The organism is Nocardia sp. NPDC059177 (assembly GCF_042755165.1).
Lineage (GTDB): Bacteria > Actinomycetota > Actinomycetes > Mycobacteriales > Mycobacteriaceae > Nocardia.
Genome location: NZ_JBHZBX010000001.1, coordinates 611,859 through 627,038 on the forward strand (window position 1 = coordinate 611,859; position 15,180 = coordinate 627,038).

Sequence of the window (15,180 nt, forward strand, 5' to 3'; positions counted from 1 at the left end):
GGGGAGATACATCGGTAGAATTCGGACGGGTGCTCTGCCCTGGAGGGGGTGACTTCGCGTGTTGCGCAAAGGCGACGTGTTCGCCGGGTACACGATCCGGCGTGTGCTGGGTCAGGGCGGGATGGGCGTGGTGTATCTGGCGCGTCATCCCCGGCTGCCCCGGCTGACGGCTCTCAAGCTGCTCAGCCGTGAGCTGTCGGCCGACGCCGAGATCCGCCAGCGCTTCGAGCGTGAGGCCGATCTGGTCGCCCGGCTCGAACATCCGAATATCGTCAATGTCTACGACCGCGGCACCGACGACGATCAGCTGTGGATCTCCATGCAGTTCGTGGCGGGCACCGATGTCGCGACCGCCGATGTGAACGTGCTGACCCCGGACCGGGCCGTGCAGATCGTCATCGAGACCGCGACCGCGCTGGATTTCGCGCACGCGGGCGGTGTGCTGCACCGCGATGTGAAACCGGCCAACATCCTGCTGGCCAAGCCGCCGATCGGCCGCCCGGAACGGGTGGTGCTCACCGATTTCGGGATCGCGGCTGTGCGCGACAGCGAGACCACGCTGTCCTCGGCGGGCACGATCACCGCGACGCTGGCCTACGCCGCGCCCGAGCAGCTGGCCGGGGCGCCGCTGGATCACAGCGCCGATCAGTACTCGCTGGCCTGCACGCTGTTCTGGATGCTGACCGGTTCGGTGCCCTTCCCCGGCCCGAATCCGGCCACCGTCATCCAGGCGCACCTGAACCAGCCGGTCCCGCCGCTGCGCAGCCTGCGCCCCGATCTGCCGCCGACGCTGGACGCCGTGCTGGCCAGGGCCACCGCCAAGCGGCCCGACCTCCGGTTCGGCAGCTGCGCGGAGTTCGCGCAGGCCGCCAGGGCGGCGCTGTTCGCGGCGCCGGGTCCGTGGCAGCACCGGGTCCAGCACACCGCGACCGGGGTGGTGTTGCGCGCCCGCGAACAGCACACCCAGACACCCGGCTACCCACGGCCGAACACGCCGCCGCAGCCTTATCCCCAGCAGCCCACCCAGCATCCGCACGCGCCGTCGAGCACACCGGCGCAGCCGTATCCGCACGCGCCGCGACCGCCGTCGACACCAGCGCGCCGGGTCACACCGCGTCCGGCCACCATCGATTTCCCCGGTGGGCGTAACCATCCGGGCTATATCGTGCCGCCCCAGCACCGCCGTCCGCAATGATCGAGGCACCCGTCGGCGTCGTGACCGGCTGCTAAGGTTTCGTTGTTTTTCCCGTGGCGGGCCACCCGGCCGCGGCTTTCTTGCTGTACGCGCGTGCGCTGGTGGGTCCCGGCGCACGGCGGGAAGTGGAGCAGACATGCTGGCCAACGGAGATGTCTTCGCCGGCTACGTCATCGAACGCCAACTCGGCCGCGGTGGCATGGGTTCGGTCTATCTGGCCAAACACCCGCGGCTACCGCGCATGACGGCGCTCAAGCTGCTCAATCGCGAGATGTTCTTCGATTCCGAGGTGCGGGCGCGATTCGAACGGGAGGCGGATCTGGTCTCGCGCCTGGATCATCCGAACATCGTCACCGTCTACGACCGCGGTCTCGACGACGAACAGCTGTGGATCTCCATGCAGTTCATCGACGGCGTCGACGCCGCCTCGGTGGATCCGCAGACGCTGCCGCCCGCCCGCGCGCTGCAGATCGTGAAGGAGACCGCCGACGCGCTGGACTACGCGCACGGCATGGGCGTGCTGCACCGCGACGTGAAACCGGCCAACATCCTGCTCGCCCGTTCGGGCGCGGGCCGGGGCGAGCGGGTGTACCTCACCGACTTCGGTATCGCCCGATTGCGTGACGACACCGGACATCTCACCCAGACCGGCACCTTCACCGCCACCCTGGCCTATGCCTCGCCCGAGCAGCTCACCGGCGCCGCGCTGGATCACCGCTCCGATCAGTATTCGCTGGCGTGCACGCTGTTCTGGTTGTTCACCGGTTCCGGCCCGTTCGCGGCGACCAATCCGGCCGCGGTGATCCAGGGTCATCTGCAGCAACCGCCGCCGCCGCTGAGCAGCGTGCGCCCCGGTCTGCCGTACACCCTCGACGCGGTGCTGGCCAAGGCGATGGCCAAGCGCCCCGACGACCGCTTCGACTCCTGCTCGGACTTCGCCACCGCCGCGCTCGCCGCGCTGAACAATCCGAGCGCGCCCGCGCTGCCGATCGTCGGCCAACGGCCCACCACCGGCGGCGCCATCCCGCTGACCGGCGGTCCGCGCCCGACCACCGGCGGGCCCATCCCGCAGACCGGAGCTCCGCGCCCGACCACCGGCGGCGCCATCCCGCAGACCGGTTCGCCGTACCCGATCGCCTCGCCGATGACCGGCGGCGCGACGGGCACCGTCGGCCCGCAGGGCCCGTTGACGGGTGGTCCGATGACCGCCGGTCCGATGACAGCCAACCAGATGCCGACGCCGCAGACCACCGGCGGCGCCCCGACCCCCTATACCCAGCAGTCGCGGCCGCAGTACGCGCCGCCCGCCCCGCCGCGACCGCCGGCGAACAATTTCGCCCAGTATCCGCAGGGTGCGCGCCCGCCGGGCAAGTCGTCGAACAACGGGCTGATCATCGGCATCGTGGTGGCGGTCCTGCTGGTGATCGTGCTGCTGATCGCCATCGGCATCGCCGTCAGCGACGACAAGTCCGGTGGGACGACGACCACCACCACGACGACGACCAGCGTGGTCGCCGGTAAGCAGGTCACCCCGAACGCCGACGCGATCAGCGCCGAGTTCGGCCGGATGGTGCCCGCCGATGTCAACGGCGAGACCGGCTACAACCAGGCCACCTGCTGGGAGACCGATACCGGCTACACCCCGACGGCCAACGACGGCGACCCCGAGTTCGGTGCGTGGGTGTGGCAGTGGCGCTGCTACGGCGGCGACGACAGCGACGATCCGTTCTACCGGTTCTACGTCTACAACTCCGCCGCCGATGTGCAGGCGGTGATCAACGGCCTGCCCAGCAACACCAAGTCCGTCGACACCAACGGCGGCCAGCAGTACACCAACTACAAGTACACCGACAACGGGAACAAGATCATCACCCAGTTCACCGGCGATCCCGATCGCGCCCAGTTCCTGATGTTCACCGACGGCTACGGTGACGCCGCCGACGTGCTGAGCTGGTGGCGCTCGGCACCGCTGAACTGACCTCGATGCACGAGGAGACCGGCGTCTTCGCCGGCTACACCATCGAGCGGCTGCTGGGCCGCGGCGGCATGGGTTCGGTGTATCTGGCGCGGCACCCGCGCCTGCCCCGGCGCACCGCGATGAAGTTGCTGAACCGGGAACTGTTCTTCGACAACGAGATCCGGGCCCGGTTCGAGCGCGAGGCCGATCTGGTCGCCCAGCTCGAGCACCCGAACATCGTCACGGTGTACGACCGCGGCGTCGAGGACGAGCAGCTGTGGATCTCGATGCGCTACATCGACGGCTCCGACGCGGCCTCGCTGGCCGCCCCGGTCGATCCGGCGCGGGCGGTGCGCATCGTCGCCGAAACCGCGGCGGCGCTGGACTTCGCGCACAGCCGCGGGGTGCTGCACCGCGATGTGAAACCGGCCAACATCCTGCTCGAGCAGGCACACGGTGGCGAACGGGTGTATCTCACCGATTTCGGCATCGCCCGGCTGCACGACGACAATGCCGCCAAGCTGACCCAGACCGGAACCTTCACCGCCACGCTGGCTTTCGCCTCGCCCGAGCAGCTGTCCGGGATCGCGCTGGACGGTCGCGCCGACCAGTATTCGCTGGCGTGCACGCTGTTCCGGCTGCTCACCGGCACCACCCCGTTCGAGGCGACGAACCCGGTGGCGGTCATCTCCGGGCACCTGCAGCAGCCGCCGCCCAGCGCCCGCGCCCTGCGCGGTGACCTGCCGCCCGGGCTGGACGCCGTCATCGCGCGTGCCATGGCCAAGCGGGCCGACGAGCGATTCGCCTCGTGCGCCGAATTCGCCGCCGCCGCGGCCCAGGCGCTGACCGGCGGCCACACCGCCGCAGCCGCGCCGACCCGCACCTATCCATCGAACTCCCCCTTCACCCCGGCGCCCGGGTACCCGATGGCGGGCGCTCCGAACGGCGGCCGGCCGCCGACGCCGGGGCAGGGCTGGCCCGGCGCGAGTGGTGGATCCTGGCCCGCCGCTGGGGTATCCGGGCCGTCGTGGCCCGGCCCGACGCCCGGCCCGGCCGGGGCGAACGCGGCGCTCCGGACGGGCGAACGGCCGCAGGATGCCGCGCGTCCCGAGACCGGACCGCGCCGGTCCGCTGTCGCCGACGCCTATCTCGGGAAGAAACGGAAGTCGCGCTGGAGCGCGACGCCGGGCGGCTGGATCGCCATGATCCTGCTGATCGTGGCGCTGGTCGCGCTGATGGTCAAAGCCTTCGAGACCCCGGCGGACACCACGTCCTCGGGGCTGCCGTCGAGCGAGATCGCCACCTCGGCCACCCAGCTCCCGGCGGCCACCGCACCACCGCGGACCGAAAGGTGATCGACGCCCGCACCACCATGTTCAGGTACAGCCGAGGCGTCGTCGCCGACGAGGCCACCGCGCTCGGCTGACGGCACGCAGCCCTCTTGTCCAGCCCCGCGCGAGCGAGGTCGGAGAGGGCCGGGCAGTGGGCGGGACGAGTGATGGCCGGGTTCGGCTGGGGCTCAGGTTGTTTCGCGGGCGTCCCGGTCGGTGCGCAGCTTGAGCAGGATCAGGCCGGCGGTGCAGGCCAGGATCAGGCCGGCGACGGTGATCTCCACGTGTAGTCCGGCCAGGCCGAGCCCGGCGCCGACGAGTCCGCCGACGAAGAACAGCCAGCCCATGACCCGGGCGACGACCGCGAGACTGCGATTACCCGGCGGGGGCGACAGCGCGGGCGTGACGGCGGCCGAATCGGCGTTCGCCGTTGCGGTTTCCAGCCGGGACGTGGAATATGCTCCCATCAGATTCTCCCTCGATGACGCCGATCAGATTCTTGCGTCGCGCAGACCTCGCGCGTCAGGGGTTTCGTTCCGGGCGTCTCATGCGTAACTTTGCTCACACACGCTACGACCCGGAGACGACGAATGCGCGCGACACGTCCCCGCGACACGCCGAAGAGACCAATCCGATATGTGGACCATGACCATTTAAAATGCGCTGTTTTCGTCGACCTGCACTACTGTGAGGCGACTCGAAGCCGACGAGGAGTAGTAGGCGATGGATGACAGCAGGGCCAAGGTCGTAGGTCCGGCAATCGCTGTTGGCGCGGTGTCGCTCGGACTGATCATCATCGGTGCGTGCGGTGTCGGGCAGCAGGATGTCTATGTGCCGCCGCCACCGATCGAAGCAGATCTGGCCGTGGCGCCCGCCCCGATCGCCGACGAGGTCACCTCGACGACGAGCTCGCGGGTATCGATCCCGCCCTCGCCGAGCTGGCGCATCGCCCCGCACATGTCACCGCGGAAACCGTTCAGTCTCAGCTCCACCGAGACCACCCCGTCCGAGCCGCCCACTGAGGGCGCCCCCAGCGAGGAATCGCGCCCGTCCGAGGCGACCACCGAATCGCAGCCACCCGAGACGACCGTCGACGACCAGCCGGTGACCACCACCCGGCCCCGCATCACCACCCGGCCCAGCCCCACCCGGACGATCCCGCCCCGCACCACAACGCCCCGCACCACCACGCCCCGGTTCACCATCCCGGACGGGGACACCGAAATCACCATCCCGACCACGCGCGCCTACGACAACGGGACGCCGACGCCGACCGATTCCGCCGACACCGGCGCGACACCCACGCCCGCGGCGACCGGCGAACTCACCGACACCGAGGCGACCCTCCCCCAAGCGGCGACCACCGACCCGGCCACCCCACGCCGCGACACCGAACGCTGACGCCACGATGGTGCGCACCCGGGCACGCACCATCCTCGCGACGACCTAGAGCTGCGGCAGATCGTAGGTGCCGACGCGGTCGGCCAGGACCCGCCGGTGCTCGAGCGCACCACCGAGCGTCTGCCCGATCGCCGTCAGCCGGGCGACGTAATGGCTCACCGGGTACTCCGCGGTGACACCGATACCACCGTGCAGCTGGATCGCCTCCTGCCCGATGTGCTCGGCGGACTTGCCGACCTGTAGCCGCGCCCGCGAGGCCACCACCGGATCGTTGCCGCCGTCGGCCAGCGCCGCGGTGGCCCACAGGCTCATGCTGCGGGCCAGTTCCAGCGAGACGTAGCAGTCGGCCGCGCGCTGGGTCAGCGTCTGGAACTTCGAGAGCGTGACGCCGAACTGCTTGCGGGTCTTGAGGTATTCGGTGGTCAGCGTGAGCGCGACCTCCATCGCCCCGACCGATTCCGCGCACAGGGCCGCCTGCACGTAACCCTGGACCAGCGCGATCTGCTCGGCCGCGTCGACGGTGTCGCCGAGCAGTTCGCCGGTGGCGCCGTCGAAGTCGAACTGCGCGCCGCGCCTGCCGTCGAAGGTCCGGTAGGTCCGCCGCGTCACCCCGGCCTGCTCCGGGTCGACGAGCAACAGCCCGACCCCGCCGCCGGGCAGCACCGCGCTGACGATCAGCTCGTCGGCGCAGTCACCGCGCAGTACCGGATTCTTCACCCCGGTCAGCGTGTAGGCGTCGCCCTGCGCGGTCGCGGTGGTGGCGATCTCGGTGGACGGCCAGCGGGTCCCCGGTTCGGCGTGGGCGAAGGCGAGCAGCTTCTCGCCCGCGGCGAGTTCGGGCAGCAGCCGGGCCCGCTGTTCGGCGCTGCCCGTCAGCTTCAGCAGCGCGGCCGGGATCACCACCGCGTCCAGCACCGGTTCCGGCGCGAGCGCGCGGCCGAGTTCCTCCTGCACGAGCATCGCCTCGACCGGGCCCGCGCCGACGCCGCCGTCGTCCTCGTCGATGGTCAGACCGAGTACGCCGAGGTCGGCGAGCTGTTTCCAGGCCGCGCGGTTCCAGCCCGGATCGGTGTCGCCGGCCTTGGCCAGGGCTTCGCCGTCGTAGAAGCGGTGCAGCAGCTCGCGCACGGTGTCGCGCAGCATGGTCTGTTCGCCGGTGAGTTCGAGATCCATGTCAGCGCCTCACAATCCGAGGATCGTGGAGGAAATGATCGAGCGCTGGACCTCGCTCGAGCCTCCGTAGATGGACACCTTGCGGTAGTTCAGGTAGCCGGGGCCGGTGTGCTGGGCCCACGGTGGTGACGCGATGCCCTCGGCGCCGACCGGCAGCGCGTCGGCGCCGGCGATCTCGAGCAGCAGTTCGGTGGCCGCCTGCTGGAGTTCGGAGCCGCGCAGCTTCAGCACCGAGGACGCCGGATTCGGTTTGCCGTCGGCGGAATTGGACACCACCCGCAGCTGGGTCAGTTCCAGGGCGAGCAGCTCGTTCTCCAGTTCGGCCACCCGCGCGGCGAAGACCGGATCCTCGAGCAGGGTGCCGTGGCCGGTGCGGACCGCGCGGGCGTAGTCCTTGGCCAGCCCGATCTTGACCTTGGTCTTGCCGACACCGGTGATGGAGGTGCGCTCGTTGCCGAGCAGGAACTTCGCGTAGGTCCAGCCCTGGTTCTCCTCGCCGACGAGCTGGTCGGCCGGCACCCGGACGTTCTCGAAGAACACCTCGTTCACCTCGAAGCTGCCGTCGATCAGCTTGATCGGGCGCATGGTGACACCCGGCGACTTCACATCGAAGAGCAGGAAGGAGATGCCCGCCTGCTTCTTGGGCGCGTTCGGATCGGTGCGCACCAGGCAGAAGATCCAGTCGGCGTACTGGCCCAGCGTGGTCCAGATCTTCTGGCCGTTGACGATGTAGGAGTCACCGTCGCGGACCGCCGTGGTGCGCAGTGAGGCGAGGTCGGAGCCGGCGTCGGGCTCGGAGAAGCCCTGGCACCACCAGATGTCGAGTGCGGCGGTCGGCGGGAGGAAACGCTGTTTGAGTCCCTCGGAGCCGAACTGGGCGATGACCGGGCCGACCATCGAGGCGTTGAAGGTCAGCGGCTCGGGCACCGAGGCCAGCTGCATCTCGTCGAGCCAGAGGTGGCGCTGCATCGGCGTCCAGTCCTTGCCGCCCCAGGCCACCGGCCAGTTGGGTACGGCCAGGCCGTGGTCGTTGAGGATCTTGTTGGCGGTGACGATGTCCTCGCGGGACAACTCGTTCCCGTATTTCACGCGGTCGCGGATCTCGACGGGGATCTCGGTGCGATAGAACTGCCGGAGCTCGTCGCGGAACGCGACCTCTTCGGGGGACAGGGCCAACTTCATACGGGTCTCCCAGCGTCTAGTAAGCCGTCGAGAAGAAAACCTACCCCTTGGTAAACCTCGGTGTCGACTACATCACACCTCCCCCCGGCCGTCGCGTGCCGCGCCGGCTACGCTCCCCGGCCCGCGAAGCGACCTGGTACGTTGCCAGACGAGCCGGGGAACCGGCGACGAACACCATCGAGGAGTTACGGGTGAACGGCAGATCCCTCGCGGGCAAGGCGGCGACGGTCACCGCGGCGAGTATCGGCGCACTGGCGCTGCTGGCGACACCGGTCGGCGCGGCCCCCCTCGATGACGGCATCACCCATCTCACCGAGATCGCCGGCGAGGACACCGCGACCAAGGCCGGTGTCGACGCGCTCGCCAGCTTCACCAGTCTCGTCGGGGCCGACGCGCTGCAGGACGTCTCCGCGCAGTTCACCCCGTTCACCTACGCGGCGCCGACCTTCGGCTGTGGCAGCAACGGCCCGATCACCACGATCATCGCCGCCGCCACCTACGAGGGCCCCGGCCCGCGCACCGAGCTGAGCCTGACCCCCGGCGACATCCGCTTCAGCGCGAGCCCGCGCCACACCGGCATCCCGCTGTCTTCCGGGCTGAGCGTGGCCTGGGTGAATGTGAACACCGGCCACAGCGGCATCGTCGCCCTCGACGATCAGACCGAATACCACTCGCCGTCGCTGTCGAAGACCGTGCACACCGGCGCGGGCACGGTGATCGCCTCGATGTGGGGTTCCATCGACTACCCGGGCGCGCGCTGCGTGATGACCCCCACCGTCGGCACTTTCGTGATTCCCGACCTGCCGGTCGAGCAGACCGAGGCCCCCGCGGCCCCGCCCGCCCCCGCACCGGAAGTCGTCAACCCGGGCTCGGGCGAATCCTCCTCGGGCGCACCGAACACCCAGGCCCCGGCCCCTGAAACCCCCGCTCCCGCACCGGCTCCGGCCCCCGCGGAGACCACGACGCCCGCCCCCGCACCGGAGCCGCCGAGCGCCCCGTCCGCGGTCGAAGTCGGCGGCTGAACCCAGGCCGACCGCGTCGGCTCCGGCCGGTGGGTCTAGCCGATCGGGCGGATGCGCAGGACGGTTCCCTCTTCCGAACCGGCCAGCAGGGCCGACGGATTCGCCGGATCGGCGACCACGGCGGTGAGTGGCTGGGTGGACAGCACGTTGCAGGCGATGCCGGAGACCGGGTCGACCCGGACGAGGTGCCCGGCCAGCGTGGTGACGTAGAGGATGCCGTCGCGTACGACCAGGTCGTCGACGAAGTCGGGCATGGTGCCGAAGGAGGTCAGGTCGGCGATGGTGGTGCTGACGGCGGGGTCGGTGCGGGAGAGCCGCAGCACCCGGGCGACCTGGCCGGAGCCGGCCACGAAGTTCGCCGTGACGTAGACCGAATCCCCGGACACCGCAATGCCGTTGGGGCCGTCGACGGCGACACCCGCCCACCAGTCCATGTCCTCGCTGCCGTCGCGGCGCAGGCGGTGCACGCCGTCGGCGGCGGTCACGTAGAGGTTGCCCTCGGTGTCGAAGGCGGCGCCGTTGGGCTGGGGGAAACCGGTCGCGAAAGCGGTCGGGTTCGGGGCGTCCGGGTCGAAGCGGACGATCCCGCCGGTGCCGGCCAGCGGCGAATTGCCGGTCACCACATAGATCAGCCCGTCGGGGCCGAGGCGGACCGCACCCGGGGCGGCGACCTCGACGGTGGCGGTGAGCCGCCCGTCGCTGTCGTAGCGCTGCACCTGCCCGCGCAGGACCCGGGAGACCCACAGGTTCCCCGAGCCGTCGATACCGAAGTTCTCCGACCAGTCCAGCAGCGGCACCGTCGAATGGATGGCGACGTCCGCGCTCGCCTGCGCGCACGCGGCCACCGGCGCGGCACCCGCACCGCCTGCACCGATCGAGGCGGTGGTCACGGCGGCCGCACCGACGACGACGTGGGCGACGCAACGACGGAACGACAACATGCACAACCTCGACTCTGTGGGACCCAGTTCGACGCGCGAAGTCTAACGGCTCGAGCCGCGCGATGGTGAGCGCACCTTGCCCTCCCGACCGCCGCCACAACCCACAGCCTGCACACCGGGGCACGCTCGGACTGATCTTGTCGCACAGGACAATTCATCAGCTCGACGCGGTGATCACAAGACAGCGCCCGGAAAAACCGGGTGGTCCCCATACCGTCGCCGCCCATCGACGGCCATAATCGAACGGTGCCCTACTTCGACAGCGACCGCGGCCGCCTGCACTACCGGCGCCGGCCGCTCGACGAGCCGGCGGCGAGGCTGGTGCTGCTGCCGGGCACCGGTCAGCACAGCGGCCACTATCACCGGTTCGCGGCCGCGCTGCGCCCAGCCGGGATCGAGCTGTGGGCCCTGGACACCTCGGGTCAGGGGTTGAGCGAGGGCGATCCGGCCGCGCCGGGCACCCTCGACGAACTCGCCGCCGACGCCCGCGGACTCCTCGATCTCGCGCGGGCGGACAGCACCTCGGCGCCGGTGCTGATGGGGCACTCCCTCGGCGCGGCGACCGCGCTGACGGTGGCCGCCGAGAAGCCCGGCGACCTGGCCGGACTCGTCGTCTGCGGTACCCCGCGCCGGTGTGCCGAGATCGGCGTCGACCCCGAGCCGGCGGTCCTCGCGGTGCACGGTGTGGATGATCGGCGGGCCCCGATCGATGTGATCCGGCTATGGACAGCACGGCACGGATCGGTAGATTTGCGCGAGTACGCCGACGCGGGCCACGACCTGTTGCACGAACCGGTGCAGCAGCGCGTGACCGCCGATATCGCGGAGTGGGTTCTCGCCGCGGTGCGATGAACGACGAAGGGGGAAACGGTGCAACCGAATCGAACGGGGCTGCCGAACACGGCGGCGCTGGGCACTGCGGTCGACGAGGGCGGGTTGTGGCTCGACGGCGTGCTGGTCGCCGACGGCGCACCCGAACAGTGCGCGCTGCGCTACGAACGGCTGGCCGCCGCCGTGGAGGCCCAGCTGCCGGTACTCGGGCAGGCCGAGGTGCTGCCGGGGTTCGGTGAGCTGGCCTCCGGCACCGCGCTGCGGACCGGCTTCGAGTCCAAGACCGGTGACGCGCTCGAGCAGCTGCGGGCCTATGCGCGCGCCGCGCGTGAGCTGGCCGCCGTGCTGCGTGCGGCGGGCGCCGCCTACCGCGACAACGACCAGGCACTGGCCGGCGCGGTCACCGCCCTCGAACTGCAGGGAGACAGCGATGCGTAGCCTGTCCGGCACCGATCCCGATTACGTGGCCGCCGTCGAGGTCTTCGACAATCTCTCGCACGCGCAGATCCACCAGGCCGTGAGCCGGCTCGACCCGGCCGCGCTGAGTGCCGCCGGCACCGCCTTCCTGACCGCCGCCACCGGCCTCGGCGACGAGGTGGACAACGCGCACAGCGAGATCCGCGCCGCCCTCGCCGACGGCTGGCGCGGCGGCGCCGCCCAGCAGGCGGCCGACGCGGTGACCGAGTTCGAACAGGCGGGCAGGCGCATCGCCGATGTGCTCACCGCGGTCGGGGTGCGGCTGACCCGCGCGGGCGACGCCGCCGAATCCGTGCGTGCCGCCGTCGCCGAACCCGATGCGGCACAGCCGGATCCGGCCGCCGCGCTGCTGGATTCCGAGCGGGCCGCCGACAATGCCACCATCGCGCGCGATGCCGAGAACGCGCGGCTGGACGCGGTGCAGGCGATGGAGACGATCTACGTGGGCGCCCTGGTGCCGACGGGATCGGGCGTGCCGTCCTTCCCCGGTCTCGACAACGGAACCGGCGGGACCGTCCCCGGCTCCGATCTCCCGGCCGGCAATCCGGGCACCCCGGCGGTCACGCCGGCCGGCTCGAACCCGGCGGTGACGGCGCCCTCGACCACCGACGAGGTCCAGGTCGCCGGAGTGGCCGTGCTCCCCGTGGACACCACCACCGCGGCATCGGGCACCCCCACCCAGCCGACGACCACCGGCTCCGGCCCGGCCGCTGCGTCGGCACCGGCCACGACGACCGCCGCCGCGACCCCGCTCGGTGCCACCCAGCCCGGCCGCGTCGCCACGACAGCGACGACAACCACCTCCGGTGCAACGCAGAGCCCCACCATCGCGACGGGAGTTCCCGGCACCGGCCCCCGCAACCGCCGCTCCGACACGCGAACCGACGCTGCCGCAACACAACCCGCGAGCACTGAGAGCACCGACGCGGCCGGCACCGATATGCGCCCGGACCTCGACGCCACCGCGGCCGGCGGTGACGCCGCGGCGGGCATGAGCGCCGGGGCGGTCGGCGGCCTGATGGGCGGGGCGATGGCCGTCGCCGACCAGCAGCGCGCGCCGGGCGGTCCGCGTCATCCCGCGCCGCCGGAGGAGTTCGAGGACGACGACGAGTTCCTGCGGTTCCTGGACGAGGAGCCGACCTATCTGGAGCCCGCCGACGAAGTGAACGCGCTGATCGGCAGGATGGATCCGACCAGCCCCGCCGTGCTCGGTGAGTGGACCGAACGGGAGTGAACTGGCATTTCACCCCGGACCAGTTCGCGCTGGCCTGGGCGCGCACCGACGGCGACCGGATCCCGTATCCGCTCGCCGTTCGCGCGTCCGCCCGCGACACCCTCGAACGCGCCGCCCAGCAGCCCGCCCTGGACGCCTGGTGCGCGCGCACCGTGGACGCTGATGTGTCGGCCGCGCTGCGCGTGCTGGCCAAGCCCGAGATCCGGGTCGAGGTGTGCGGCCGCGATACCGCGCCGGTGCGCATGCTCGGCGCCGTGAGCGCCGACATCGCGGTGCTCGCCGTGCAGGCGCCCGGCAGCGCCGAGGATCGCGGCGACGCGGTGCACGTGCAGGTCGGCAGCACGAAACGGTTTGCCGCCCAGGTCTTCTCGCGGCTGCCCGGCCAGCGTCCGGGCGGGCTGCCCCGGATCGGCGCCACCGCGGCCAAGGTCCGCGAGGACAGCCGCGACCTGGTCACCGCGCCGGTGGCGGGCCCCTCGGACGCGGCGCGCATCCGCAAGCTGCTGCAACGCCCGCGCACCGGCATCGGCCAGATCCTAGTGGCCGCGGGCAGCGACGAGAAGCCGGTCGGTGTGCTGTCCTGGATCGATGTGGCCGGCGACGGCCGCTACCTCGTGCACGCCGCGCACCACATCGACATCACGCCCGCCACCGCGGACGCCTGCGTCGACTGGCTGCGGCGTCTGTTGCGCAGCGTCTGAAACCCGAAAACCCGGGCGTCACCCGGGTTTTCGGTGTCTCGTCGCCGCTGGTTCAGCGCGTGGCGATGAGCGCCGAACCGTGTCCGAACAGGCCCTGGTTCACCGCGATGCCCGCACGCGCGCCCTCGACCTGGCGGCCGTCGGCCTGGCCACGCAGCTGCCAGGTGAGCTCGCAGACCTGGGCGATGGCCTGCGCGGGGATCGCCTCACCGAAGCAGGCCAGCCCGCCGCTGGGGTTCACCGGGACGCGCCCGCCCAGCGTCGTCGCGCCGCTGCGCAACAGCTGTTCGGCGCCGCCGACCTCGCAGAGCCCGATGTCCTCGTACCAGTCCAGTTCGAGGGCCGTGGACAGGTCGTAGACCTCGGCGAGGGACAGCTCGTCGGGGCCCAGGCCCGCCTCCTCGTAGGCGGCGTGGGCGAGGTCGGCCCGGAACGGGCGCTGCGGCGCCTCGACGGCCACGGCGGAATCGGTCGCGAAGTCCGGCAGGTCGAGCACGGTCTTCGGGAAGGTCGGCGTCACCGTCGACAGCGCCTTGATCCGGACCGGATCGGCGATGCCGTGGCGGCGCGCGTACTCCATCGAGGTCAGTACCAGCGCGGCACCGCCGTCGCTGGTCGCGCAGATGTCGAGCAGGCGCAGCGGATCCGAGACGATCGCCGAGGCGGCGACGTCCTCGGCCGAGACCTCTTTGCGGTAGCGGGCGTACGGGTTGTTCAGGCCGTGCTTGGCGTTCTTCACCTTGACCGCGGCGAAGTCGTCCAGGGTGGCGCCGTGCAGGGCCATCCGCCTGCGGGCGTAGAGCGCGAAGTAGATGGGGTTGGTCGCGCCGAGCAGGTGGAACCGCAACCAGTCCGGATCGTCGCGGCGTTCCCCGCCGACCGGCTGGAAGAAGCCCTTCGGGGTGGTGTCGGCGCCGACCACCAGCGCCACGTCGGTCAGACCGGCCAGGATCTGGGCGCGCGCATTGGCGATGGCCTGGGCACCGGAGGCACAGGCCGCGTAGCTGCTCGAGATCCGCGCACCCGACCAGCCCAGCGCCTGGGCGAAGGTCGCGCCCGCGACGAAACCGGGGTAACCGTTGCGGATGGTGTCCGCGCCGGCGACGTAGCCGACATCGCGGTGGTCCACCCCCGCGTCGGCCAGCGCCGCACGGGCCGCGACCAGCCCGTATTCGACGAAGTTCCGTCCCCATTTGCCCCACTGGTGCATACCGGCACCGAGGACGGCGATATCGCGATCATTCGTCTCAGGCATCGACCGGCCTCCACATCCACACCGTGTGTTCGGCGTCATCGTCCTCGTAGAGCACGCCGACGGTCAGTTCGACCGGCATGCCGACAGCCAGGTCGTCCACGCTCACCCCGCGCACCACCTGTCCGAGGATCACCATCTTCTCGACCTCGAGTTCCACCGCGGCGACGATGTAGGGCTCGAAGGGCTCCGGTGAGACGTACGGTGGCGGCGGTTTGTACCTGGCGTCGGCGTAGGACCAGATCCGGCCGCGCGTGGAGAACGCGTACTCGGCCAGTTCGGAGCCGTCCTTGGGCGCGGTGCACTGCGGGTTGCGGCAGGCCAGCGTGTTCCGCGGGAAGTACGGTGTGCCGCACACTTCGCAGCGACTGCCCGCGAGACGTACCGCGCCGTCCTCGGCGGTGAACCAGCCTTCTACCGCTGGGCGTTGTTCTTTCTGCACCCGGCCGACGATATAGGAACACGTTCTACTTTGGTGTGAAA

General features: G+C 71.0%; 15 protein-coding genes. 9 read left to right on the forward strand and 6 right to left on the reverse strand.

Annotation, left to right across the window (positions count from 1 at the left end):
* Positions 1 to 58 precede the first annotated feature (58 nt).
* From ACFXK0_RS02785 to ACFXK0_RS02795, 3 genes are all read left to right on the forward strand, one after another.
* Positions 59 to 1,195, forward strand: a complete 1,137-nt coding sequence (locus tag ACFXK0_RS02785; protein WP_379407954.1) for a serine/threonine-protein kinase — start codon at positions 59 to 61, stop codon at positions 1,193 to 1,195.
* 136 nt (positions 1,196 to 1,331) lie between these two features.
* Positions 1,332 to 3,173 carry a protein kinase gene (locus ACFXK0_RS02790; protein WP_379407955.1) on the forward strand — a complete coding sequence of 614 codons (1,842 nt, stop codon included), beginning with the start codon at positions 1,332 to 1,334 and terminating at the stop codon, positions 3,171 to 3,173.
* Between the two features lie 5 nt (positions 3,174 to 3,178).
* Complete coding sequence (locus ACFXK0_RS02795) at positions 3,179 to 4,507, forward strand: protein kinase (protein WP_379407956.1); 1,329 nt, start codon at positions 3,179 to 3,181, stop codon at positions 4,505 to 4,507.
* A gap of 164 nt (positions 4,508 to 4,671) precedes the next feature.
* On the opposite strand, the gene ACFXK0_RS02800 is transcribed toward ACFXK0_RS02795, so the two are convergent.
* Complete coding sequence (locus ACFXK0_RS02800) at positions 4,672 to 4,950, reverse strand: hypothetical protein (protein ID WP_379407957.1); 279 nt, start codon at positions 4,948 to 4,950, stop codon at positions 4,672 to 4,674.
* A gap of 256 nt (positions 4,951 to 5,206) precedes the next feature.
* Here ACFXK0_RS02800 and ACFXK0_RS02805 point away from each other — a divergent pair, with 256 nt between their 5' ends.
* Complete coding sequence (locus ACFXK0_RS02805; RefSeq protein ID WP_379407959.1) at positions 5,207 to 5,884, forward strand: hypothetical protein; 678 nt, start codon at positions 5,207 to 5,209, stop codon at positions 5,882 to 5,884.
* A gap of 45 nt (positions 5,885 to 5,929) precedes the next feature.
* On the opposite strand, the gene ACFXK0_RS02810 is transcribed toward ACFXK0_RS02805, so the two are convergent.
* Positions 5,930 to 7,057, reverse strand: a complete 1,128-nt coding sequence (locus ACFXK0_RS02810; protein ID WP_379407960.1) for an acyl-CoA dehydrogenase family protein — start codon at positions 7,055 to 7,057, stop codon at positions 5,930 to 5,932.
* A gap of 9 nt (positions 7,058 to 7,066) precedes the next feature.
* Entirely contained in the window at positions 7,067 to 8,239 is a 1,173-nt protein-coding gene (locus tag ACFXK0_RS02815; protein ID WP_379407961.1) for an acyl-CoA dehydrogenase family protein, read from the reverse strand.
* Positions 8,240 to 8,430: 191 nt separating this feature from the next.
* Between ACFXK0_RS02815 and ACFXK0_RS02820 the strand changes: the two genes are divergently transcribed.
* Positions 8,431 to 9,261: a hypothetical protein gene (locus tag ACFXK0_RS02820; protein ID WP_379407962.1), complete on the forward strand. Its 831-nt coding sequence runs from the start codon at positions 8,431 to 8,433 to the stop codon at positions 9,259 to 9,261.
* Between the two features lie 35 nt (positions 9,262 to 9,296).
* Here the strand turns inward: ACFXK0_RS02820 and ACFXK0_RS02825 are convergent, their stop codons facing one another.
* Positions 9,297 to 10,202 carry a hypothetical protein gene (locus tag ACFXK0_RS02825; RefSeq protein ID WP_379407964.1) on the reverse strand — a complete coding sequence of 302 codons (906 nt, stop codon included), beginning with the start codon at positions 10,200 to 10,202 and terminating at the stop codon, positions 9,297 to 9,299.
* 246 nt (positions 10,203 to 10,448) lie between these two features.
* Between ACFXK0_RS02825 and ACFXK0_RS02830 the strand changes: the two genes are divergently transcribed.
* Genes ACFXK0_RS02830 through ACFXK0_RS02845 form a run of 4 tightly spaced genes read left to right on the forward strand, consistent with a single transcriptional unit; the run spans position 10,449 to position 13,445 of the window.
* Positions 10,449 to 11,054, forward strand: coding sequence for an alpha/beta hydrolase (locus ACFXK0_RS02830; RefSeq protein WP_379407965.1), 606 nt, complete (start codon positions 10,449 to 10,451; stop codon positions 11,052 to 11,054).
* 18 nt (positions 11,055 to 11,072) lie between these two features.
* A complete protein-coding gene (locus ACFXK0_RS02835) occupies positions 11,073 to 11,471 on the forward strand; it encodes a hypothetical protein (RefSeq protein ID WP_379407966.1) in 399 nt (132 codons plus the stop codon).
* Positions 11,464 to 12,744 (forward strand): WXG100 family type VII secretion target, encoded by a 1,281-nt coding sequence (locus ACFXK0_RS02840; RefSeq protein ID WP_379407967.1) that lies wholly within the window; start codon positions 11,464 to 11,466, stop codon positions 12,742 to 12,744. Before ACFXK0_RS02835 ends, ACFXK0_RS02840 begins: the two co-directional genes overlap by 8 nt.
* A complete protein-coding gene (locus ACFXK0_RS02845) occupies positions 12,741 to 13,445 on the forward strand; it encodes an ESX secretion-associated protein EspG (RefSeq protein ID WP_379407968.1) in 705 nt (234 codons plus the stop codon). The genes ACFXK0_RS02840 and ACFXK0_RS02845 overlap by 4 nt, the downstream gene beginning before the upstream one ends.
* Before the next feature lie 52 nt (positions 13,446 to 13,497).
* Here the strand turns inward: ACFXK0_RS02845 and ACFXK0_RS02850 are convergent, their stop codons facing one another.
* Positions 13,498 to 14,700: a lipid-transfer protein gene (locus tag ACFXK0_RS02850; protein WP_379407969.1), complete on the reverse strand. Its 1,203-nt coding sequence runs from the start codon at positions 14,698 to 14,700 to the stop codon at positions 13,498 to 13,500.
* The gene (locus ACFXK0_RS02855; protein ID WP_379407971.1) at positions 14,693 to 15,139 is read right to left on the reverse strand and encodes a Zn-ribbon domain-containing OB-fold protein; all 447 of its coding nucleotides are present in this window, start codon (positions 15,137 to 15,139) and stop codon (positions 14,693 to 14,695) included. The genes ACFXK0_RS02850 and ACFXK0_RS02855 overlap by 8 nt, the downstream gene beginning before the upstream one ends.
* Positions 15,140 to 15,180: the final 41 nt, after the last annotated feature.